19 protein-coding genes are annotated in these 21,615 nt (G+C 72.8%); 1 reads left to right on the top strand and 18 read right to left on the bottom strand.

The annotated features are described in order from the left end of the window. Positions 1-4 precede the first annotated feature (4 nt). The 14 genes from nuoK to QE370_RS08785 form a co-directional block, all read right to left on the bottom strand. Entirely contained in the window at positions 5-298 is a 294-nt protein-coding gene (nuoK, locus tag QE370_RS08850; RefSeq protein ID WP_083516221.1) for an NADH-quinone oxidoreductase subunit NuoK, read from the bottom strand. Then, positions 295-1,176: an NADH-quinone oxidoreductase subunit J gene (locus QE370_RS08845; RefSeq protein ID WP_309634132.1), complete on the bottom strand. Its 882-nt coding sequence runs from the start codon at positions 1,174-1,176 to the stop codon at positions 295-297. The genes nuoK and QE370_RS08845 overlap by 4 nt, the downstream gene beginning before the upstream one ends. Then, positions 1,173-1,763, bottom strand: coding sequence for an NADH-quinone oxidoreductase subunit NuoI (gene nuoI, locus QE370_RS08840; RefSeq protein ID WP_309634131.1), 591 nt, complete (start codon positions 1,761-1,763; stop codon positions 1,173-1,175). Before nuoI ends, QE370_RS08845 begins: the two co-directional genes overlap by 4 nt. Continuing rightward, complete coding sequence (nuoH, locus tag QE370_RS08835) at positions 1,760-3,013, bottom strand: NADH-quinone oxidoreductase subunit NuoH (RefSeq protein WP_309634130.1); 1,254 nt, start codon at positions 3,011-3,013, stop codon at positions 1,760-1,762. Before nuoH ends, nuoI begins: the two co-directional genes overlap by 4 nt. Continuing rightward, a complete protein-coding gene (locus QE370_RS08830) occupies positions 3,010-5,505 on the bottom strand; it encodes an NADH-quinone oxidoreductase subunit G (RefSeq protein WP_309634129.1) in 2,496 nt (831 codons plus the stop codon). Before QE370_RS08830 ends, nuoH begins: the two co-directional genes overlap by 4 nt. Continuing rightward, the gene (gene nuoF / locus QE370_RS08825; protein ID WP_309634128.1) at positions 5,502-6,812 is read right to left on the bottom strand and encodes an NADH-quinone oxidoreductase subunit NuoF; all 1,311 of its coding nucleotides are present in this window, start codon (positions 6,810-6,812) and stop codon (positions 5,502-5,504) included. Before nuoF ends, QE370_RS08830 begins: the two co-directional genes overlap by 4 nt. Next, positions 6,805-7,641, bottom strand: coding sequence for an NADH-quinone oxidoreductase subunit NuoE (gene nuoE / locus QE370_RS08820; protein WP_309634127.1), 837 nt, complete (start codon positions 7,639-7,641; stop codon positions 6,805-6,807). The genes nuoF and nuoE overlap by 8 nt, the downstream gene beginning before the upstream one ends. After that, positions 7,638-8,975, bottom strand: coding sequence for an NADH-quinone oxidoreductase subunit D (locus tag QE370_RS08815; protein WP_309634126.1), 1,338 nt, complete (start codon positions 8,973-8,975; stop codon positions 7,638-7,640). Before QE370_RS08815 ends, nuoE begins: the two co-directional genes overlap by 4 nt. Positions 8,976-9,141: 166 nt before the next feature. Beyond that, positions 9,142-9,912, bottom strand: a complete 771-nt coding sequence (locus QE370_RS08810; protein ID WP_309634125.1) for an NADH-quinone oxidoreductase subunit C — start codon at positions 9,910-9,912, stop codon at positions 9,142-9,144. Then, entirely contained in the window at positions 9,912-10,466 is a 555-nt protein-coding gene (locus QE370_RS08805) for an NADH-quinone oxidoreductase subunit B family protein (protein ID WP_253026646.1), read from the bottom strand. Before QE370_RS08805 ends, QE370_RS08810 begins: the two co-directional genes overlap by 1 nt. Further along, entirely contained in the window at positions 10,466-10,825 is a 360-nt protein-coding gene (locus QE370_RS08800; RefSeq protein WP_067861288.1) for an NADH-quinone oxidoreductase subunit A, read from the bottom strand. Before QE370_RS08800 ends, QE370_RS08805 begins: the two co-directional genes overlap by 1 nt. Positions 10,826-10,989: 164 nt before the next feature. Further along, entirely contained in the window at positions 10,990-11,364 is a 375-nt protein-coding gene (locus QE370_RS08795) for a helix-turn-helix transcriptional regulator (RefSeq protein WP_253026648.1), read from the bottom strand. Positions 11,365-11,474: 110 nt separating this feature from the next. Next, complete coding sequence (locus QE370_RS08790; RefSeq protein WP_309634124.1) at positions 11,475-12,704, bottom strand: MFS transporter; 1,230 nt, start codon at positions 12,702-12,704, stop codon at positions 11,475-11,477. Between the two features lie 453 nt (positions 12,705-13,157). After that, a complete protein-coding gene (locus QE370_RS08785; protein WP_067854595.1) occupies positions 13,158-13,850 on the bottom strand; it encodes a demethylmenaquinone methyltransferase in 693 nt (230 codons plus the stop codon). Between the two features lie 32 nt (positions 13,851-13,882). On the opposite strand from QE370_RS08785, the gene QE370_RS08780 reads away from it, so the two are divergent. Then, on the top strand, positions 13,883-15,151 hold the full coding sequence (locus tag QE370_RS08780) for an isochorismate synthase MenF (RefSeq protein WP_253026652.1): 1,269 nt from the start codon (positions 13,883-13,885) through the stop codon (positions 15,149-15,151). 3 nt (positions 15,152-15,154) lie between these two features. Here QE370_RS08780 and QE370_RS08775 read toward each other — a convergent pair whose 3' ends face one another. From QE370_RS08775 to QE370_RS08760, 4 genes are all read right to left on the bottom strand, one after another. Then, entirely contained in the window at positions 15,155-18,019 is a 2,865-nt protein-coding gene (locus QE370_RS08775) for an AAA family ATPase (RefSeq protein ID WP_309634123.1), read from the bottom strand. 43 nt (positions 18,020-18,062) lie between these two features. Continuing rightward, on the bottom strand, positions 18,063-18,269 hold the full coding sequence (locus QE370_RS08770; RefSeq protein WP_309634122.1) for a hypothetical protein: 207 nt from the start codon (positions 18,267-18,269) through the stop codon (positions 18,063-18,065). 161 nt (positions 18,270-18,430) lie between these two features. Beyond that, positions 18,431-19,975 carry an aldehyde dehydrogenase family protein gene (locus QE370_RS08765; protein ID WP_309634121.1) on the bottom strand — a complete coding sequence of 515 codons (1,545 nt, stop codon included), beginning with the start codon at positions 19,973-19,975 and terminating at the stop codon, positions 18,431-18,433. Then, positions 19,972-21,600, bottom strand: coding sequence for a GMC family oxidoreductase N-terminal domain-containing protein (locus QE370_RS08760; RefSeq protein WP_309634120.1), 1,629 nt, complete (start codon positions 21,598-21,600; stop codon positions 19,972-19,974). Before QE370_RS08760 ends, QE370_RS08765 begins: the two co-directional genes overlap by 4 nt. Between the last annotated feature and the right edge of the window lie 15 nt (positions 21,601-21,615).

The following is a 21,615-nucleotide window of genomic DNA, read 5'->3' as shown; positions in this document are numbered from 1 at the left end:
CCCCCTAGAGCTTCAGCAGGCTCGCGTCGTCGACCGAGGTCGTGCGACGCGTGCTGTAGATGGACACGATGATCGCCAGCCCCACCACGACCTCGGCGGCCGCGACGACCATGACGAAGAACGCCGCGATCTGGCCGTCGAGGGTGCCGTGCTGGCGCGAGAACGTGACGAGCGCGAGGTTCGTCGCGTTCAGCATCAGCTCGACGCACATGAACACGACGATCGCGTTGCGGCGCACCAGCACGCCCACCGCACCGATGGTGAAGAGGATCATCGAGAGGGTCAGGTACTCGTTCACTCGTTCTCCTCCCGGCCCACGGCCCCGGACCCCCGCCGGCGCTCACCGTCCCGGCCCACGGCCCCGGACCCCCGCCGGGGCCCACCGTCCCGGCCCACGGCCCCGGACCCCCGCCGGGGCTCGTCCTCGTCGTCCTCGCGACGGAGCTGGCGCGAGACCACGTGGATGTCGTCGTCGAACCCGTCGCGCAGCTGCCCGCGCGCCACGATGCTCGGCGACACCGAGTCCGCCGCCGGGCTGCCGTCGGGCAGCGGGGCGGGGGTGTCGACCGCGTTGTGGCGGGCGAACACGCCAGGCGTCGGCGGGTTGCCGGGGTGGCGGCCGGTCGCCGCGTACTCCGCCATGCGGTCGCGCGCGATCTCGGCCTGGCGGCGCCGCGGCGTGAGTGCCTCGCGGTGGGCCAGCACCATGGCCCCGAGCACCGCCGTCACCAGCAGGGCCGCGGTGAGCTGCATCGCCACCACGTACGGACCGAACATCAGCGCGGCCAGCCCGTAGACGTTGCCGTCCTCGTTCGCCGAGCGCAGACCCGTCACCGGCCCCAGCGTCGTCTGCCCGACCGCCGTCACGAGCACGAACCCGAAGCCGAGACCGGCCACCGTGGCCGCCAGCCGCTGGCCGCGGATCGTCTCGGTCAACGACTCCCGCGACTCGACGCCGACCAGCATCAGCACGAAGAGGAACAGCATCATGATCGCGCCGGTGTAGACGATGATCTGCACCGCGAACAGGAACGGGGCGCCCTGCGCCGCGTACAGCACCGCCAGCCCCACCATCACGACGGCCACGCTGAGCGCGGCGTGCACGGCCTTGCGGGCGAACAGCAGCCCCAGGGCCGCCACCACCACGACGGGCGCGACGATCCAGAACGCGGTCACTCGGTCGCCTCCCCGTGCGTGACCTCGACCACCGGGAGCGTCTTGCCCGCGTAGTAGTCGTGGTGGTCGTCGCTGATGAGCATGGCGTGCGGCGGCTCGACCATCCCGGGCAGCAGCGGCGCCAGCAGGTCGGACTTCTCGTAGATGAGGTCGGCGCGGTTGTCGTCGGCCAGCTCGTACTCGTTGGTCATCGTCAAGGCGCGCGTCGGGCACGCCTCGATGCACAGCCCGCAGAGGATGCAGCGCAGGTAGTTGATCTGGTAGACGCGGCCGTACCGCTCCCCCGGGCTGAAGCGCTCCCCTCCCCCGTCGGTGCCGTCGGAGGTGCCGTTCGAGGCGCCCTCGACGTAGATCGCGTCGGCCGGGCACGCCCAGGCGCACAGCTCGCAGCCCACGCACTTCTCGAGCCCGTCGGGCCAGCGGTTCAGCTGGTGCCGGCCGTGGAACCGGGGCGCCGTGGGCTTCTTCTCGAAGGGGTACTGCTCCGTGACGGGCTTGCGAAACATCGTGCGGAACGTGACGCCGAAGCCGGCGATCGGGTCCCACAGCGTCTCCTTCAGGCTGCCTCCGCCCTTGGTGTCGCTCATCGTCGGACGCCCTCCTTCTGGTTCCAGGTCTGGTCGGGCATCGGCGGCGTCGGGTAGGAGCCGCCACCGTCGTCGGTCGGCGCAGGCGCGTCGACCTCGGTCGTCAGCCCGGGGTCGGACGACTTCCGCTCGGGCAGGATCAGGCTCACCAGCAGCACCGCGGCGGCCACGCCGGCCGCGACGAACAGCGTGCGCTGGTCGAAGGTGCCGTCGGTCATGCCCTTGCGGACGACGATGACCGCGACGATCCAGACCAGCGAGATCGGGATGAGCACCTTCCAGCCGAAGGCCATGAACTGGTCGTAGCGCATGCGGGGCAGGGTGCCGCGCAGCCAGACGAACAGGAAGATGAAGCCCAGCGTCTTGCCGAGGAACCAGAGCACCGGCCAGTAGCCCTCGTTCGCGCCCGGCCACAGCGTGCCGATGCCGAACGGGGCGCGCCAGCCGCCCAGGAACAGCGTCGTCGCGATCGCGGAGACCGTGACCATGTTGATGTACTCGGCCAGGAAGAACAGCGCGAACTTCAACGACGAGTACTCGGTGTGGAAGCCGCCGACCAGCTCGCCCTCGGCCTCCGGCAGGTCGAACGGGGCGCGGTTCGTCTCCCCGACCATCGCGATCACGTAGATGATGAACGACGGCAGCAGCGGCAGGACGTACCAGACGTCCTCCTGGGCGGCGACGATCTCGCTCGTCGACATCGTGCCCGCGTAGAGGAAGACGGTGACGAAGCTCAGGCCCATCGCCACCTCGTAGGAGATGACCTGGGCGCTCGAGCGCAGGCCGCCGAGGAGGGAGTAGGTCGAGCCCGACGACCAGCCGGCGAGCACGATCCCGTAGACGCCGATCGAGGTGACCGCCAGGACGTACAGCACGGCGACCGGCATGTCGGTGAGCTGCAGCGGCGTGACGGTGTCGGTGAACGGGATCCGCACCTCCGGCCCGAACGGGATGACCGCCCAGGCCAGGAAGGCGGGGATGGTGGCGATGATCGGCGCCAGCACGTAGACGACCTTGTCGGCCGCCTTGACGACGATGTCCTCCTTGAGCGCCAGCTTCACGCCGTCGGCCAGCGACTGCAGGAGCCCGAAGGGCCCGTGCACGTTGGGGCCCACACGGTGCTGCATGCGCGCCACCACGCGGCGCTCGAACCAGATGTTGAACAGCGTGTAGACCACCAGGACCACGAAGACCAGCAGCGCCTTCAGCGCCACCACCCAGAACGCCTCGTTGCCGAACGCCTCGCTCATCGCGGGTCGCCTCCCGCCAGCAGACGGACGGTGGAGCCGTGGTCGGCGCCCAGGGTGCCGCGCAGGTGGACGCCGTTGTTGCCGGGGGCCCACACGACGCCGTCGGGCAGGTCGGCCACCTCGGCGGGGAACGACGCGCTGCCGAGGTCGGTGGCGATCGTGGCGACGCCGCCCGGCTCGACGCCGGCCGCGGCCAGCGTCGCGGCCGAGGCCTTCAGCACGGCGCGACGAGCCGTCGCGCGGTAGCGGTCCTGGCCGTCCTGCAGCCGTCCGTCGTCGACGAGCTGGCGCCAGGTGGCGAGCACGACCTCGCCGGCAGCGGGCTGCTCCTCCGTGCGGGCCGACGGCTCGGGGACGCGCTCGTCGGGGGCGGGCGCCGGGGCGCCGTCCCAGGGGCCGAGGTCGCGCATGCTGCGCATCGCGCCCGCCGTGGTGCGAAAGCCCAGTGGCGCGCCGAGCTCCTCGGCGACGCCCGCGAGCACACGGACGTCGGTGAGCGAGCCGGGCACCTCGAGCACGGTGCCGAACGGTCGCAGGCGGCCCTCCCAGGTGACGAACGTGCCCGACTTCTCGACCGGTGGCGCCACCGGCAGGACGACGTCGGCGGCGCGGGTCACGTCGCTCTCGCGCACCTCGAGGCTCACGACGAAGTCGGCGGCGGCCAGGGCCTCGCGCGCCAGGGCGGCGTCGGGCAGGTCGTCGAGCTCCACGCCGCCGATTACGAGGGCACGCAGCTGGCCCTTCGCCGCGGCCCGGAGGATCGCCGTGGTGTCGCGGCCGGCCTTCGCGGGCACGGAGCGCACGCCCCACGCCGCCGCGAGGTCGGCTCGCGCCTCGGCGTCGGCGACCGGCCGGCCGCCGGGCAGCAGGGTCGGGAGGCACCCGGTCTCCACCGCGCCGCGGTCGCCGGCACGCCGGGGCACCCACGCGAGACGGGCACCGGTGCGCTCGGCCAGGCGGACCGCGGCGCTGAACGCACCGGGCGACGACGCGAGCCGCTCGCCCAGCAGCACGACGGAGCGGCGGTCGAGACCCAGGTCGGCCGAGCCGTCGCCGTCCTGGATCGCGTCGACGGTCGAGGCCTCCTCGCCAGGACGGGCGGCCAGCAGCTCGCCACCGCACTTGGCGAGGCCGCGCGTGGTGTGCGAGCCGACCGCCACGACGCGCACCCCGTGCCGCGAGCCCTTGCGCAGCCTCAGGAACAGCGTGCCGGCCTCGTCCTCGGGCTCCAGGCCGACGAGCAGCACGGTCGACGCCGACTCGAGGTCGCGCGTGGCGACGTCCTGGCGGGTGGCCACACGAGCGGCGAGGAACGCCGACTCCTCCGCCGAGTGCGGACGCGTGCGGAAGTCGATGTCGTTGGTGCGCAGCGCGACCCGGGCGAACACGCTGTAGGCGTAGGCGTCCTCGGCGGTGAGGCGTCCGCCGGGCAGCACGCCCACCTTGCCCGCGGCCTCGCGCAGCCCCGCCGCGGCTGCGGCGAGGGCACCGGGCCACGACGTCGGCACGAGCCCACCGGTGTCGGGGTCGCGCACCAGCGGCGTGCGCAGCCGGTCGTCCTGGCGGCTCCACGTGAACGCGAACCGGTCCTTGTCGGTGACCCACTCCTCGTTCACCTCGGGGTCGTCGCCGGCGAGGCGCCGCATGACGGCACCCCGGCGGTGGTCGACGCGGATCGCGGCACCGCAGGCGTCGTGCTCGGCCACGCTCGGCGTCGAGACGAGGTCGAAGGGCCGCGAGCGGAACCGGTAGTCGGCGCTGGTGAGCGCACCCACGGGGCAGATCTGGATCGTGTTGCCCGAGAAGTAGGAGTGGAACGGCTGCGCGCCGCCCCCCTCACCGTCAGCACCGGCACGGTCGCCGAACGCCTCGGCGTCGACGGACGGCCCGATCCCGACCTGCTGGCGTGCGCCGCGCTCGACGAGCGCGATGAACGGGTCGCCGGCGACCTGCTCGGAGAACCTCGTGCAGCGTGCGCACAGCACGCAGCGCTCGCGGTCGAGCAGCACCTGCTCGGAGACGGCCAGCGGCTTGGGGAACGTCCGCTTGGTCTCCGTGAAGCGGCTCTCCCCCCGTCCGTGGCTCATCGCCTGGTTCTGCAGCGGGCACTCCCCGCCCTTGTCGCACACCGGGCAGTCGAGCGGGTGGTTGACGAGCAGGAGCTCCATGGTGCCGTGCTGCGCCTTCTCGGCCACCGGCGACGTCACCTGCGTCCGGACGACCATGCCGGGCGCCACCTCGAGCGTGCAGGAGGCCTGCGGCTTCGGGAAGCCGCGCCCGTTGCCCGCGTCGGGCACCTCGACGAGGCACTGCCGGCACGCGCCGACCGGCTCGAGCAGCGGGTGGTCGCAGAACCGTGGGATCTCGGTGCCCACCAGCTCGGCGGCGCGGATGACGAGCGTGCCCTTCGGGACGCTCACCTCGACGTCGTCGATGGTCAGGGTGACGAGGTCGACCGGGGCCTGGGTCTCGCGGGACGCCTCGACGGTCATGCGCTCACCTCCGCGGCGAAGAGCGTCGACGCGGCGGGCGGGAACAGCTCCGCCGACGGGGTGTGCATCCCCGCCTCGAACTCGTCGCGGAAGTGCCGGACGGCCGAGGTGATCGGGCTGGTCGCGCCGTCGCCGAGGGCGCAGAACGACCGGCCGAGGATGTTGTCACAGAGGTCGAGCAGCAGCTCGACGTCACCCTCACGACCCTGGCCCGCGTCGAGGCGCTGCAGCACCTGGACCAGCCACCAGGTGCCCTCGCGGCACGGCGTGCACTTGCCGCAGGACTCGTGCTTGTAGAACTCCGTCCAGCGCAGCACGCACCGCACGACCGACGTCGTCTGGTCGAAGACCTGCAGCGCCTTGGTGCCGAGCATCGAGCCGGCGGCGCCGACACCCTCGTAGTCGAGCGGGACGTCGAGGTGCTCGGCCGTCAGGATCGGCGTCGAGGAGCCGCCCGGCGTCCAGAACTTCAGCTCGGCCCCGTCGCGGAGCCCGCCCCCGAGGTCGAGCAGCTCGCGCAGGGTGATGCCGAGCGGCGCCTCGTACTGGCCGGGGCGTCGCACGTGGCCCGACAGCGAGTAGAGCGTGAAGCCCTTGGACTTCTCCGTGCCCATTGAGGCGAACCAGTCGACGCCGCCGCGGACGATGGCCGGCACCGACGCGATCGACTCGACGTTGTTGATCACCGTGGGGCTGGCGTAGAGACCCTCGACGGCGGGGAACGGCGGCCGCAGCCGCGGCTGCCCGCGCCGACCCTCGAGCGAGTCGAGCAGCGCCGTCTCCTCGCCGCAGATGTAGGCGCCGGCGCCGGCGTGGATGACGAGGTCGACGCGCCGGCCGGAGCCCATCACGTCGGCCCCCAGGTAGCCGGCCTCGTACGCCTCGCGGCACGCGGCCCGCAGACGTCGCACGACGTGCAGCACCTCGCCGCGCACGTAGACGAACGCCTGCTCCGAGCCGATGGCGAGGCTCGCGATGACGACGCCCTCGATCAGCTCGTGCGGGTTGGCCATCATGAGCGGGATGTCCTTGCACGTGCCCGGCTCGGACTCGTCGGCGTTGACCACCAGGTACTTGGGGTGGGGGTTGTCCTGCGGGATGAAGCTCCACTTCATGCCCGTGGGGAACCCGGCGCCGCCGCGACCACGCAGCCCGGCGTCCTTGACGAGCGTGACGATCTCGTCGGGCGCCATGTCGAGGGCCGTGCGCAGCGCGCTGTAGCCGTCGCGCGCCTCGTAGGCCTCGCGCGTCCACGAGCGCTCGTCGGCCCAGCCCCGGCTCAGCACCGGCGTCAGCGTGTCAGTCATCGGACTCCCCGCCCTCCTTCGAACCTCCGCCGCGGACGTCGGCAGGCGACTCCTCGGCGACGGTCTCGTCCTCGGCCCGACGCGTGTCGGCCTCCGCCTCCGCTGTGTCCTTCGACCGCGCGACCTCGTCGGCGGGGCCGTGGTCCCGCGTCCCGGCGTCGGCCACCGTGGGGACCGGGGGTGCCGACCAGCCGCGCTCCTGGGCGATCCGCAGGCCCGCGAGCGAGGCGTCGCCCGCCGACGGGCCCTCGTCGGCACGGCCGTCCTCGAAGCCGGCCAGCACGCGCTCGGCGTCGCGCCAGCTGGTGATGGTGGCCCCACGGGAGGCCTGCACCGGCTCGCCCGCACGCAGCCGGTCGACGAGGTCGACGGCCGACTCCGGCGTCTGGTGGTCCATGAACTCCCAGTTGACCGTCAGCACCGGCGCGTAGTCGCAGGCGGCGTTGCACTCGATGCGCTCGAGGGTGACCTGGCCGTCGGCGGTCGTCTCGTCGTTGCCGACGTCGAGGTGGTCGCTCAGCCGCTCGAAGATCGCGTCGCCGCCCATCACCGCGCACAGGGTGTTGGTGCAGACGCCGACGTGGTGCGTGCCCATCGTGCGCCGCTTGTACATCGTGTAGAAGGTGGCCACGCCGGACACCTCCGCCGTGGTCAGACCGAGGAGCTGCGCGCAGGTCTCGACGCCCTCGCTCGTGACGCTGCCCTGCACCGACTGGACGAGGTGCAGCATCGGCAGCAGCGCCGACCGCGCCTGCGGGTAGCGGCCCATCAGCTCGCGCAGCTCCGCGATCGTCGCCTCGTCGAGCGGCGGTGTGACGCCCTGGCTCATCGGTCCACCCCGCCCATGACCGGGTCGATGCTGGCGATGGCGACGATGACGTCGGACAACATGCCGCCCTCGCTCATGATCGACGTGCCCTGCAGGTTGACGAAGCTCGGGTCGCGGAAGTGCACCCGGTAGGGGCGGGTGCCGCCGTCGGAGACGGCGTGGCAGCCGATCTCGCCGCGCGGGGCCTCGATCGCCGCGTAGGCCTGGCCCGGTGGGACCCGGAAGCCCTCCGTGACGAGCTTGAAGTGGTGGATGAGCGCCTCCATCGACTCGCCCATGATGTGGCGGATGTGCTCGGCGGAGTTGCCCTGCCGGTCGCTGCCGACGCTGAGCCGGGCCGGCCACGCGATCTTCGGGTCGTCGACCATGACGGGCGCGCCGGCGGTGTCCTCGAGCCGGTCGATCGCCTGCTCGACGATGCGCAGCGACTGCCACATCTCCTCCAGCCGCACGCGGAACCGGCCGTAGGCGTCGGGCTCGTCCCAGGTGACGACGTCGAAGTCGTAGGTGTCGTAGCCCCAGTACGGCTGCGTGCGTCGCAGGTCCCAGTCGTAGCCGGTGGCCCGCAGCACGGGTCCGGTGAGGCCGAGGGCGAGGCAGCCGTCGAGCTCGAGGTGCCCGACGCCCTTGAGCCGGCCCTTGAAGATCGGGTTCGCGTTGCACAGCGCGGCGTACTCCGGGAGCCGCTTGCGCAGCAGGGCGACGGTGTCGCGCAGCTGCTCGACGACGCCGTCGGGCAGGTCCTGCGCGACGCCGCCGGGTCGCAGGTAGGCGTGGTTCATGCGCAGGCCCGAGATCGCCTCGAAGAGGTCGAGGATGAGCTCGCGGTCGCGGAAGCCGCAGGTCATGACCGTGAGGGCACCGAGCTCCATGCCGCCGGTCGCGATGCAGACGAGGTGCGAGCTGATCCGGTTGAGCTCGAGCATGAGCACGCGGATGGTCCGGGCCCGCTCGGGCACGTCGTCCTCGACGCCCAGCAGCCGCTCCACGGCGGCGACGTAGGCGGCCTCGTTGCTGAACGGCGCCACGTAGTCCATGCGGGTGCAGAACGTCACGCCCTGCGTCCAGGTGCGGTACTCCATGTTCTTCTCGATGCCGGTGTGCAGGTAGCCGATCCCGGGTCGGGCGTCCTTCACCGTCTCGCCGTCGATCTCGAGGATGAGTCGCAGCACGCCGTGCGTCGACGGGTGCTGGGGCCCCATGTTGACGACGATCCGGTCGCCGTCGACGGCGGACGCGTCGACGGTGTCCCAGTCCTGACCGGTGACGGTGAAGACGGGTCCGGACGTCGACTCGCTCGTGCCGGCGTAGGCGTCGTGGGTGGTGTCGGTCATCGCGTCCTCCCGAGCGCTGAGCCGTTGCGGAGTGGTCTCGATACTCGTGCCTCGCAACGGGGACTACTCGACCAGCGAAGGATCCCGCTGGTCGAGTAGTCCGAGCGGCGACGAAGGAGCGCGGTCGGACGTATCGAGACCACTCCGCACCGACACTGGAAGCCACTCACGAGTAGCTCCTGCGCTGATCGGGGCTCGGGACCGTGCCGCCCTTGTACTCGACCGGGATGCCGCCGAGGGGATAGTCCTTGCGCTGGGGGTGGCCCTGCCAGTCGTCGGGCATGAGGATGCGGGTGAGGGCGGGGTGGCCGTCGAAGACGATGCCGAACATGTCGTAGGCCTCCCGCTCCTGCCAGTCGGCGGTCGGGTAGACGGGGACGACGCTCGGCACGTGCGGGTCGGCGTCGGGGCACGTGGTCTCGACGCGGATGCGGCGCCGGTGCGTCATGGAGAGCAGGTGGAGCACGACGTGCAGCTCGCGGCCGGTCTCGTGCGGGAAGTGCACGGCGGAGAGGCTGCTGCACAGCTCGTAGCGCAGCGCCGCGTCGTCGCGCAGGTGCCGGACGACGTCGAGCAGCGTCTCGCGGCGGACGACGAAGGTGATCTCGCCGCGGTCGACCACGACGCGCTCGACGGCGTCGGTGCCGTCGGAGAGCGCGACGAGTCGGTCGTGCACGTCGTCGAACCAGCCGGGTCCGTCGCCGGGGCCGAAGGGCGGCTGGGAGGCGGGCGGCATCGCGACGGGGCGGGTGATGCCGCCGTAGCCGCTCGTGTCGCCGGTGCCGTGGACGCCGAACATGCCCTGGCGCACGTCGACGACCTCGAAGGTGTCGGTGCCGGCGGGGACGACGGGTGCGTTGCCGTCGGGGACGGGGTCGTGCGAGCGGTCCTGCGTGGTGGTGTGGTCGTCGACGGTGCGGGTCTTGTCGTCGGCCATCAGCGCATCAGGCCCTTCATGGCCGACGTCGGCGCGGCGTCGAGGGCGGCGGCCTCGTCGGCACGGATCTCCTCGAGACGGTGCGCGCCGAGCTTGGTGTGCTGGATCTTGTCGTGCAGCTTGAGGATGGCATCGATGAGCATCTCGGGGCGGGGCGGGCAGCCGGGGAGGTACATGTCGACGGGGACGACGTGGTCGACGCCTTGCACGATCGCGTAGTTGTTGAACATGCCGCCGGAGCTGGCGCAGACGCCCATGGCGAGCACGTACTTGGGCTCGGCCATCTGGTCGTAGATCTGGCGCAGGACGGGCGCCATCTTGTTGCTCACGCGGCCGGCGACGATCATCAGGTCGGCCTGGCGGGGGCTGGGACGGAAGACCTCCATGCCGAACCGGGAGGAGTCGAACCGGGGGGCGCCGAACGTCATCATCTCGATGGCGCAGCAGGCGAGCCCGAACGTGGCGGGCCAGAACGACGCCTTGCGCATGTAGCCGGCGAGGCCCTCGACCGTCGAGAGCAGGACGCCGCTGGGCAGCTTCTCCTCGAGACCCATCAGGTCCACTCCATTCCACCGCGACGCCACTCGTAGGCGTAGGCGATCGTGACGTTGACGAGGAAGAGCAGGATCGCGAAGACGGCGAACCAGCTCATCTGGTCGAAGGCGACGGCGAAGGGGTAGAGGAAGACGATCTCGATGTCGAAGACGATGAACATCATCGCGGTGAAGAAGTACTTGACGCTGACCTTGCCGCCGCCGTCGGGGAGCGGGCTGGGCTCGATGCCGGACTCGTAGCGGTCGAGCTTGGCGCGGTTGTACCGCTTCGGTCCGGTGAGCGGCGCGATCGCGATGCTGAACACGGCGAAGCCGGCCGCGAGGGCACCCAGGACGAGGACGGGTGTGTACTCGTTCACCGTCACCTCCAGCATGTGTGGGCGTGGGGTCTTCCCGAGGTCGTGACCTTGTGAACTACTTCACAACGTGACCTGCGCCTCACTCTACGCCCGCCGAGGGGCGTGTGTAACTGAGGTCACACTAAGTCGGGGTGCGGCGTCCGGTGGGATGGTGTCGACGCAGGTCAGACGTGGTGCGGCTCGCCCGTGACGACGTGGTCGGCGTGTCCGAGAGCCTCGAGGAGGAGGCGACGCAGGTGCCCGCCGACGAGGGTGTACCGCACCCGGCGGCCCTCGCGGTGCGCCTCGACGAGCCCGGCGAGACGCAGCTTCGCGAGGTGCTGGCTGACCGACGTCCGGCTCGCGCCGACCGTGTCGGCGAGGGTGGTGACGTCGGCGTCCTGGCGGGCCAGCACCCACAGGAGGTGGAGTCGGGTGCGGTCGGACAGCAGGCCGAACACCTCCGACGCCTCGGCCAGCCGCTCGGCCGTGGGCTCGACGTCGTGACGCAGGCTGGGCGCAGGCTCGATCGCCCGTCCGCCCCTGCCGCCGTCGCTCACGTCGTCATTGTGGCGCAGCCGGGGTCGCGCAGGGGTCGGCGCGCCGGTCGCGCCCCTCGTCAGGGCCGCCACCCGTGCGCGTTTGCGTGGGGCCCCACGCAAGCGCGCACTCAGGCCGCATGCTTGCGGTGGGCGGAGCCTGTTTGCGTGGGGCCCCACGCAAACAGGCGGGAGTGGGCGTGATGGGGGCGCAGCGCGCCGACGAGGGCGACTGCGGCCAGGCCGCCCAGGGCGGCGAGGGCCAGCCGGGGCGACGCCTGCACGGCCACGATCCCGGCGAGCGGGTACGTGAGCAGGTAGCAGGCGTGCGACCAGGCGAAGTGCCCGGCGAACAGGAGCGTGAGCCGTCGACCCTCTCCCTGCGCCCTCAGCACCTGGCCCGACGGCGTGAGGACGAGCGACGACCCCAGGCCGAGGACGGCCCACGTGACGACGAGCCCCGCACCCCCGCCACCGACCGTCGCGGCGACGAGCAGCGCCAGGGTCACCACGCCCGCGCCCCAGCACATCGGCGCCCACGGCTCCCCCGTCCAGCGCGAGACGAGCACCGCACCGACCACCGAGCCGGCTCCGAACACGGCGAGCACGACGCCGACCTCGGGCTCGCCCCAGCCGACGTCGGCCACCAGGGTCGCCGTGAGGACGAGCGCCGACGCGTAGGCGCAGGCCGCGACGAGGTCGAGCAGGAGCAGCCGGCGCAGGTCGGGCACCCGCACGAACGCCACGAACCCGCCGCTGCGCTCCTCCCGCTCCCCCGCGGGGGCGGCCGCGGCGGGCGGTCGTGCGGCCAGCACCCAGGCGAGCGAGCCGACGAACCCGACGGCGGACAGCAGGAACAGCGAGCGGGCGTCGACCAGCACGAGCGCCAGCGCCGCGACCGCGGGACTCACCACCGCCTCGGCGTCGTACGCGACCCGCGACAGCGACAGCGCCTGCCGGTAGTCACCCTCCTCGGGCAGCACCCGGGGAAGGAGGGCCTGGTAGGCGGGCGTGAACCCGGCGGACGCCGCCTGCAGCACCAGGACGAGCACGTAGACCTGCCAGGTGGCGTCCACGAGCGGCAGCGACGCGGCGACCGCGACGCGCACGACGTCGGCGCCGACGAGCACGCGCACCGGCGCCCAGCCGGCGGTCAGCCGCGCGATCCAGGGCGACAGCACGACGTAGGCGACGATCTTGACCGTCATCGCCGTCGCCAGCACCCCGGCCGCCCGCGGTCCCGCCAGGTCGGCGGCGAGCAGGGCCAGCGCGACGGTCAGCACACCCGTGCCGAGCAGCCCGCTCAGCTGGGCGGCGAAGAGTCGGGCGTAGCGCGGGTGGTGGCGCAGCGTCGTCAGCACAGTTCATTGTGTGCACATCCGCGCACATGTGCAAGTGAAGTGGTGCGGGTGTGTGCGGGACGGTCCCCGATCGTGCGCTGTGCTGGCCGCGGGCCGTCTCGACCCCCGGTGCGCTGCCTGTGGTGGTCGTGATCTTGCTGGCGCGCTGCCGCAGGTGATCTGAGCGTGCTACGTCACTGCCGCGGCTGTCGGCCGGTCGTGGCCTCCGAAAGGGCCTCGACCGGGCGGCTGGGAACGGCGTCGCTCGGGTTCTCGGGGTGCGCCTTGAGTGGGCGGTAGGTAGCGCGCGTATCCCCACGCCCAGAGGTAGATGACGCGCGGAAAGCGGCCCCGTATCCACGCGTCACCTACCGCCCACCCCGCAGGAAGCGCGCACCGGCGACCGAAGACTCCCTGCGGCAGCGCACCAGCCGGTCGTGACCACCCGCAGGCAGCGCACGGGAGGGGCGAGACTCAGGGGCGGAAGGAGTGGTGCAGCGCGACGATGCCGCCGGAGAGGTTGTGCCACTCCACACGGCCCCACCCCGCCTCGACCATGCGCAGGGCGAGGCCCTTCTGGTCGGGCCAGGCCCGGATCGACTCCGCCAGGTACACGTACGACTCCGGGTTCGACGACGTGCGGCGCGCGATCGACGGCAGCGCACGCATCAGGTAGTTCGAGTAGACCGCCGCGAACGGCTCCCACGTGGGCGTCGAGAACTCGCACACGACGATCCGACCGCCCGGTCGGGTCACCCGTCGCAGCTCGCGCAGACCCTGCAGCGGGTCGTGGATGTTGCGCAGGCCGAAGGAGATCGTCACCGCGTCGAAGGACGCGTCGGCGAACGGCAGGCGCATGCCGTCGCCGGCGACGAACGGCAGGTGCGCGAACCGGCGGCGACCCTCCTGCAGCATGCCGAGGGAGAAGTCGCAGGGCACGACCGTGGCGCCCGCCTCGCGGAACGGTTCGCTGGACGTCCCGGTGCCGGCGGCGAGGTCGAGGATGCGCTCGCCCGGCTTCGGGGCGACGAGGTCGACGACCTTGCGACGCCACCGTCGGTCCTGGCCGAGGGACAGCACGTCGTTCGTCACGTCGTAGCGCTGGGCGACGGTGTCGAACATGCGCGCGACGTCGCGGGGCTCCTTGTCCAGTCCGGCTCGGCTCACCCCGCAAGCGTCCCACGAGTAGGCTCGATCGGGTGACGAGCCCTCCCCCCGTGGCCGCTGCGGCGAGCCCCCTGCCGTCGCCGCTCGTCGCCCGCACCGTCGAGGTCGACGACCCCGGGCCGCTGCTCGCGCTGCTGCGCCGCGACTCCGACGCGGTCGCCTGGGTGCACCACGGCGACGGGCTCGTGGGCTGGGGCCGCGCGGCGTCGCTGTCCGTCGACGGACCCGACCGGTTCGACCGCGCGCACCGCTGGTGGCGCGAGGTCACGCGGCACAGCGTCACGCGCGACGAGGTGCACGTGCCCGGCAGCGGACTCGTGGCGTTCGGGAGCTTCGCGTTCGCCGACGACGGTCGCGGCAGCAGCCTCGTCGTGCCCGAGGTGGTCGTCGGTCGCCGCGACGGGCGCAGCTGGGTCACGGTCGTGGGCACGTCGATCTCCTCCCCGCCGTCCCTCACGCCCGCCGACCCGCCGCAGCACCCGTGCGGCGTGGAGCTCGTCGACGGGTCGGTCGACAGCGACGCCTGGCAGGACGTGGTGGCCGAGGCCGTGCGCCGCATCTCCGCCGGGCAGCTCGACAAGGTCGTGCTCGCCCGCGACCTCGTCGCCGAGCTCGACGCGCCGCTCGACGTCCGCTCCCCGCTGCGCCGGCTGGCCCGCGACTACCCCGGCTGCTGGACGTTCCACGTCGACGGCTTCTTCGGCTCCACGCCGGAGATGCTGGTACGTCTCGAGCGCGGGCTGGTGACGTCGCGCGTCCTGGCCGGCACGATCCGCCGCACGGGCGACGACACGCGCGACCTCGCACTCGCCGCGTCGCTGGCCCGCTCCAGCAAGGACCTCGAGGAGCACGAGTACGCGGTCCGGTCGGTCGCCGAGGCGCTGGCCCCGCACTGCTCGAGCACCAACGTGCCCGACGCGCCGTTCGTGCTGCACCTGCCGAACGTGATGCACCTGGCCACCGACGTGACGGCCGTGCTGCGCGGCGACGCGAGCGCGCTGAACCTCGTGGCCGCGCTGCACCCGTCGGCCGCGGTCGGCGGCACCCCGACCGACGCCGCCGTCGCGCTCATCGCCGAGATCGAGGGTCTCGACCGCGGACGCTACGCGGGACCGGTCGGCTGGATCGGGGCCGAGGGCGACGGCGAGTGGGGCATCGGCCTGCGGTCGGCGCAGCTGGAGGACGACGGTCGCCGCGTGCGTCTGTTCGCGGGCTGCGGCATCGTCGCCGACTCGGTGCCGGCCGACGAGCTGGCCGAGAGCCAGGCCAAGCTCGTCCCCGTCCGCGACGCCCTGGCCTGAGGCTCAGAGCAGCCCGTCGCGACGCGCCACCGCCGCCGCCTCCGTGCGCGACGACGCGCCGAGCTTGGCGAGGATGTGGGAGACGTGGACCGAGGCGGTCTTGGTGCTGATGAACAGGCGTGCCGCGACCTCGCCGTTGGTCCGCCCCTCGGCCACGAGTGACAGCACCTCGCGCTCGCGCGGCGTGAGCGCGACGGCCTGCGCCTCGGCACGGACGTCGGGCCGCAACGGCACCAGCGCCGCCGCCTCGTCGAGCAGGGGCTGCGCCCCGAGCCGGCGCGCCGTGGCGGTCGCATCCTCCACGAGCGACACCGCGTCCTGGCGCCTCCCCGACGTCAGCAGCACCTGCGCGAGCCGGACCTGGGAGCGAGCCCGCTCGTAGACCTCGCCGTACGCGCCGAAGCCCTCGACCGCGCGCCGCCAGAGGTCCTCGAGCGACTCGCGGTCGGCGTCGACACCGGCCAGCCACCGCAGGCGCAGTCGCTCGGCCTGCAGACGCACCAGCCACGTCCTGCCCTCCGGGCCCAGCTGCGGCGCCAGGGCGGCCGCCTCCTGGGCCGCGGCCAGGGCGGCGTCGGCAGCTTCGAGGAAGCGCCGACGGTCGGCGGCGCCGCTCGTGGGCGCTGCGCCGGCCAGACGCCCCACCAGCAGCCCGCCGAGGCGCAGCCGCTGCGGACCGAGGTGGTCGCGCCAGACCGCGTCGAGCGTCGTGACCAGCTCGTCGTGGGCCTGCATCGCGCCGTGCGCGTCGGCTGCGGCGTGGACGAGGGCGGTGCCGCTGTGCACGGCGAGGGCGAGGTCGAGGTCCCAGCGCGCTCGCACCGACGTGACGACGTCCGTCGGCAGGGGCGTCCCGCGCCCTGCCGCCACGAGCATCCCGACCGCCTGCAGGCAGGCGCGGGCGAGTCGCGTCGGGCCCCGGAGGTCGTGGGCGAGGACCGCGACCTCCTCCCAGTCGCCCCGCAGGTAGGCCACGAGCGCGGCGAAGAAGCGGCCGTCGAATCCGTAGGGAGCCCAGGACCGGCCCGTGGCGCGGCCCCGCTCGAGGCACACCCGGAAGTAGTGGTCGGCGCGCTCGAGCTCGCCGGCGTTGAAGTGCGAGAAGGCCAGGTGGTGCCACGCCCGCAGCTCTCCGTGCACGTCGCCGCGGGCGCGCGCCGCCTCGGCCAGCTCGAGGTAGCCGTCCCGCGTACCCGTGGCGTCGGCACCGGTGCGGGCGAGGACCCGCAGCAGCGTCGTCTGGGCCTCGGCCACCGTCGGGTCGTCGCCGGCCTCCTCGGCCAGCCGCAGTGCGGTCTCGGCACGCTCGACCGACTCCTCGAGCAGGCCCAGCGTGGAGGCCACCTGGGCGCGCAACGACTCCACCCGCGCCCTGACGGCCACCGAGGCGTCCTCGGCGGCCGCGAGCGCGGCACGGCTCGCCGCGTCGGCCTCGGCGTCGGTCCCGCCGAGGTAGGTGATCTGCCCCTGCGTGTACAGCAGCCGCGCGCGACCCTCGCCTCGCGGTTCGTGCTCCAGGTGGTCGGCGAGCAGCGCACCCGCCGTCCGCAACCGGCCGGAGGCGAGCAGGGTGTCGGCGGTCAGCATCACGAGACCGACGACGTCGTGCCCCTCGGGCGCGTGGTCGACGACGCCGAGCGCACGCTGCAGGTGCCCCGCAGCCTCGTCGTGACCCCCGACCCGGCGGGCCTCGTCGGCCGCACGCAGGTCGGCCTCGAAGGCGAGGGCCGGATCGCCCGCGCCGTGCGCGTGCAGCGCGACGGTGGCGGCCGCGACCGGGCCGGGGTCGGACTCCAATGCTCGCAGGAACGCCGCATGCACGCGCCGACGCTCTCCCGGCAGCAGGTCGTCGAGCACGGCCTCGGCCAGCAGGGCGTGACGGAACCGCAGGGCCTCCCCCACGGGTACCAGCACCTTGAGGTCGACGGCCTCCCGCAGGGCGTCGTCGACCGGACCCTCGGTCTCGACTGCCCGTCGTAGGAGAACGTCGGCCACGGGACCGCCCGCGCACGCCACGGCTCGCACGACCGCCCGGGCGTCGTCGTGCAGCCGGTCCACCCGCACCAGCAGGAGGTCGGCCAGGTTCTCCGGCAGCGACCCGCCGGCGAGACCGGCGTCGAGCAGCTCCTCGGCGTAGAAGGCGTTGCCCTCGGCACGAGCCAGGATCGTGTCGACGCCGTCCGCGCTGAGGTCGCGGGAGGTCCGGCCCCTCAGCAGGTCCGACATCGCCGCGTCGTCGAGCGGCGCGAGGTCGATGCGCTGCACCGACGGCAGCCTGGTCCACTCGGCCAGGGCGGGACGCAGCGGGTGCCGACGGTGCAGGTCGTCGCTGCGGAAGGAGAGCAGGAGCCCGACCGGGCGGACGAACCTGCGGCCGAGCAGGTAGCGGACGAGGTGCCGTGTGGAGGCGTCGGCCCAGTGCAGGTCCTCGAGGACGAGCAGCACGGGGCCCGCGGCCGCGAGGTGCTCGAGCGTGTGCGCGACCGCAGCGACGACGTCGGCACGCAGCCGGTCGCCGTCGTCCTCCCCCACCCCGCCGGAGCGGAGCACCTCGAGGGCCGGCAGCGACGTCGCGAGCTCGCCGAGCCCCACGACGTCGTCGGCCGAGGGCGTCGCGTCGAGACCGGCGAGCGCGTCGACCACGGGCTGGAAGGCCGGCACGTGCTCGCCCAGGTCGAGGCAGTGCCCGACGAGGACGCGGACGCCGGCCGACCGCGCCCGCTCGACCGTCTCGTCGACGACGCGCGTCTTGCCGATGCCGGCGTCGCCGCCGAGCAGCACGGCACGGCCGGGGGTCGAGCCGTCCAGGCCCAGCGCCTCGGCGAGCTCGTCGAGGACGGCGTCGCGGCCGACGATCGGACTCTGCACGACGTCCATCATGCCGTCGCGCACCGACCGTCGGCTCGTGGTGTCACGCGCTGCCGTCGGCGTGGCGTCGTGCGCTCGTCCGGGCTCCGTCGGGGAACGTGGGGACCGTCCACTGCACGAGGCGGCGGTGGGTACGGCGGGGACGGCGGGGACGGCGGGGACGGCGCGGCTGGGCGGCGAACGCGTTGCGCGCGATCGTCGTGCGGAGGGCGATCTCGGTGGGCACGTAGCCCAGCGGGTCGAGGATCATGGCGGTACCTCTTCTGCGGCTCGGGGACGACTCCACCGTCGCCGTCTGAGGTAGGGCGCCACATCGGGCGGATGCCCTATCCGCTACCTCAGGTCCGGACGCCGACGGGCCCGCACCCGGCTCTCGCGAGAGGGGTGCGGGCCCGTCGGGCACCATCCGGACTACGGCTTGAGCGTCTTCTTGCCGCCGTGCAGCAGCGTGACGACCAGGTTCAGGCCCTTCTCGTCCTTCGCGGCCCGCTTGAACGACGTGAGGTTCAGCAGGGGGGCGTAGCGCTGCTGCGTGATCGCCTTGGCGTAGGTGAACTCCTTGAGCCCGTCGGGGCCGTGGATGCGGCCGAAGCCCGACTCCCCGACACCGCCGAACGGGAGCCCGGGGACCCCCGCGAACGTGATGATGCCGTTGACCGAGGTCATGCCCGAACGGATCCGGCGCGCGATCTCCACGCCGTTGCGCTTGGAGAACACCGCGCCCGCGAGCCCGTACTTGCCCGCGTTGGTGAGACGGACCGCCTCGTCCATGTCGCGCACCGGGTTCACGGCGAGCGTGGGCCCGAACGTCTCCTCGGTGATGGCCGTCGACGTCTCGGGCACGTGGGTGAGGATCGTCGGCTGCACGAACCGCTCGCCCACCGCGTCGGCACCGCCGACGACGGCCGTGGCGCCGCGGTCGAGCGCGTCCTGGACGTGACCGCGGATGACGTCGACCTGCGACGGCATGGTGATCGGCCCGATCTTGGCGCCCGCGTCGGTGCCGGCGCGCAGCCCCCTGGCCTGCTCGGTGATCTCGGCGACGAACGCGTCGAAGACCTTCTCGTGCACGTAGACGCGTTCGGTGCCGATGCACGTCTGGCCCGCGTTGGACATGCCGCCCCACAGTGCCGCCTCGGCGGCCTTGGCGATGTTGGCGTCCTCGTCGACGATGAGCGAGTCCTTGCCGCCCGCCTCGATGACGACCGGCGTGAGCCGTTCGGCGCACGCCGCCATGACCTTCTTGCCGGTGGCCGTCGAGCCGGTGAACGCCAGCTTGTCGACACCGGAGGTGCACAGCGCGGCGCCCGTGGCGCCCAGGCCCGTGATCGCCTGCAGCACGGGGATGCCGCCGACGACCTCGGCGAACGTCTCGGCGAGCCACACGCCGACGCCGGGCGTGTACTCGCTCGGCTTGAACACCACCGTGTTGCCCGCCGCGAGCGCGTAGGCGATCGAGCCCATCGGGGTGAAGACCGGGTAGTTCCACGGGCCGATGACGCCGACGACGCCGAGCGGCTTGTACTCCACCGTCGACTTCTGGTTGGCCATGACGAGGCCGGAGGCCACGCGCTGCGGGCCGAGCACCTTCTTGGCGTGCTTGGCGGCCCACGCGACGTGGTCGATGGCGAGCGCGATCTCGAGCTGGGCGTCGGGGATCGGCTTGCCGGTCTCGCGGTGCGACAGCTCCGACAGCTGCGCGATCCGGCGCGTGATGACGCTGCGCCACGTGAGCAGGTGCTCCGCGCGCTCGTCGAAGGTGAGGTTGCCCCACCAGGCGGCGGCGTCGCGCGCACGCTCGACCGCGAGGGCGACGTCCTCCGGACCGGCGACGGGGTGCACGCCGACGAGGTCCCCGGTGGCCGGGTCGAGCGACTCGAAGGTCTCGACGCCGTCGGCCGGGACCGAGGCGGAGGTGGGCGGCGGGGACGGGTGGCGGTCGTACGTCGAGGTCATCGGGACTCCTTCAGCAGGTCGGCGGCCTTCTCGCCGACCATGATCGTGGGGGCGTTGGTGTTGCCGCGCGGGACCGCGGGCATGACGGACGCGTCGGCGACGCGCAGACCCTCGACGCCGCGCACGCGCAGCTGCGGGTCGACGACGCTCTCGTCGCCGGTGCCCATCGCGCACGTGGCGACGGGGTGGTAGAGCGTCTGGCAGAGCCGGTTGATCGAGGCGTACACCTGGTCGTCGGTGGGGTCGAGCGACGCGGGCTCCCACGGCGCCTTCACGTACCGGGCCAAGGGACCGTCCTTGAGGATCTCGCAGGCGCGGCGGATGCCGGCGGCGAGCGCCTCGAGGTCGGCGCGGTCGTCGAGGTAGCCGGCCTCGATCTCCGGCTTCCAGCTCGGGTCGGCCGACCGCAGCCGCACGTGGCCGCGGCTCTGCACGCGCACCAGGGTCGCGGCGAGGGTGAGGGCCGGCTGCGTGGGCTCGTGCAGGCCGTTGTCCCAGAAGCCGGTGGGCGCGAAGTGGAACTGCAGGTCGGGCAGGTCGAGGTCGTCGCGCGAGGTGAAGAACGCCCCGGCCTCGGCGACGTTCGACGTGAGTGGCCCCCGACCCAGCTTCTGGGCCTTGAGCAGCTGGGGCAGGTTGAGCGACGCGGCGATGTCGGTCGTGCCCTGGGTGTGCGCGAGGACGCCGGAGACCGGGTGGTCCTGCAGGTTCTGCCCGACGCCAGGCAGGTCGACCTGGACGTCGATGCCGTGGTCCTTGAGGTGCGCGGTGGGGCCGATGCCCGACAGCATGAGGAGCTGGGGGCTGTTGATGGCTCCACCCGCGAGGACGACCTCGGCGTTGACGCGCACCGTCTCGGTGAACGCGCCCCGCCGGTAGGTGACGCCGACGGCGCGCTTGGCGCCCTTCGCGCCCTCGAGGTCGATCGACGTCACGAACGCCTCGGTGCGCAGCACCAGGTTCGGGCGCGACAGGGCGGGACGGATGTACGCGTCGGCGACCGACCAGCGTCGGCCCTTGCGGCACGTGACCTGGTAGAGCCCGGCGCCCTCCTGCTCCGCGCCGTTGAAGTCGTCGGTGCGCTTCATGCCGTTCGCGACGGCCGACTCGACGAACGCGTGGCTGAGCTCGTGGTCGTGGCGGCGGTCCTCGACGTGCAGGGGGCCGTCGTTGCCGTGGAAGGAGTTGCGCAGGCGCTGGTTGCCCTCCGACCGCACGAAGTAGGGCAGCACGTCGTCGTAGCCCCAGCCGTCGGCGCCGTAGGCGTCGCGCCACTCGTCGTAGTCGGCGTGGTTGCCGCGGATGTAGATCATCGCGTTCATCGACGTGCAGCCGCCGAGCGCCTTCATGCGCGGCCAGTCGGCGCGACGGTTGCCGAGGTGCTTCTGCGGGGTGGTCTGGTAGCCCCAGTCCCACGACGTCTTGAACAGCGTCGAGAACCCGGCCGGCAGGTGGATCATGTCGTCGTCGTCCATCGGCCCGGCCTCGAGGAGCAGGACGCGGACGTCGGGGTCCTCCGTGAGTCGTGCGGCGACCACGCCGCCGCCGCTGCCCGACCCGATCACCACGTAGTCGAAGGTCTCGATCCCCATGCCCGTCCTCTCGTCGGCGCGCACGTGACGCACGCCACTCACCGTACC

Origin of the sequence: Aeromicrobium sp. SORGH_AS_0981 (assembly GCF_031453195.1) — a bacterium.
GTDB lineage: Bacteria > Actinomycetota > Actinomycetes > Propionibacteriales > Nocardioidaceae > Aeromicrobium.
The sequence above is the reverse complement of the archived record's forward strand: the minus strand, read 5'-3'. Positions and strand labels throughout refer to the sequence as shown.

Excerpts from the sequence above, each read along its gene's own strand:
- nuoI (WP_309634131.1), bottom strand. The coding sequence starts at position 1,763 with ATGAGCGACACCAAGGGCGGAGGCAGCCTGAAGGAGACGCTGTGGGAC.
- nuoH (WP_309634130.1), bottom strand. The coding sequence starts at position 3,013 with ATGAGCGAGGCGTTCGGCAACGAGGCGTTCTGGGTGGTGGCGCTGAAG.
- QE370_RS08830 (WP_309634129.1), bottom strand. The coding sequence starts at position 5,505 with ATGACCGTCGAGGCGTCCCGCGAGACCCAGGCCCCGGTCGACCTCGTC.
- nuoF (WP_309634128.1), bottom strand. The coding sequence starts at position 6,812 with ATGACTGACACGCTGACGCCGGTGCTGAGCCGGGGCTGGGCCGACGAG.
- nuoE (WP_309634127.1), bottom strand. The coding sequence starts at position 7,641 with ATGAGCCAGGGCGTCACACCGCCGCTCGACGAGGCGACGATCGCGGAG.
- QE370_RS08815 (WP_309634126.1), bottom strand. The coding sequence starts at position 8,975 with ATGACCGACACCACCCACGACGCCTACGCCGGCACGAGCGAGTCGACG.
- QE370_RS08810 (WP_309634125.1), bottom strand. The coding sequence starts at position 9,912 with ATGGCCGACGACAAGACCCGCACCGTCGACGACCACACCACCACGCAG.
- QE370_RS08805 (WP_253026646.1), bottom strand. The coding sequence starts at position 10,466 with ATGGGTCTCGAGGAGAAGCTGCCCAGCGGCGTCCTGCTCTCGACGGTC.
- QE370_RS08770 (WP_309634122.1), bottom strand. The coding sequence starts at position 18,269 with ATGATCCTCGACCCGCTGGGCTACGTGCCCACCGAGATCGCCCTCCGC.
- QE370_RS08765 (WP_309634121.1), bottom strand. The coding sequence starts at position 19,975 with ATGACCTCGACGTACGACCGCCACCCGTCCCCGCCGCCCACCTCCGCC.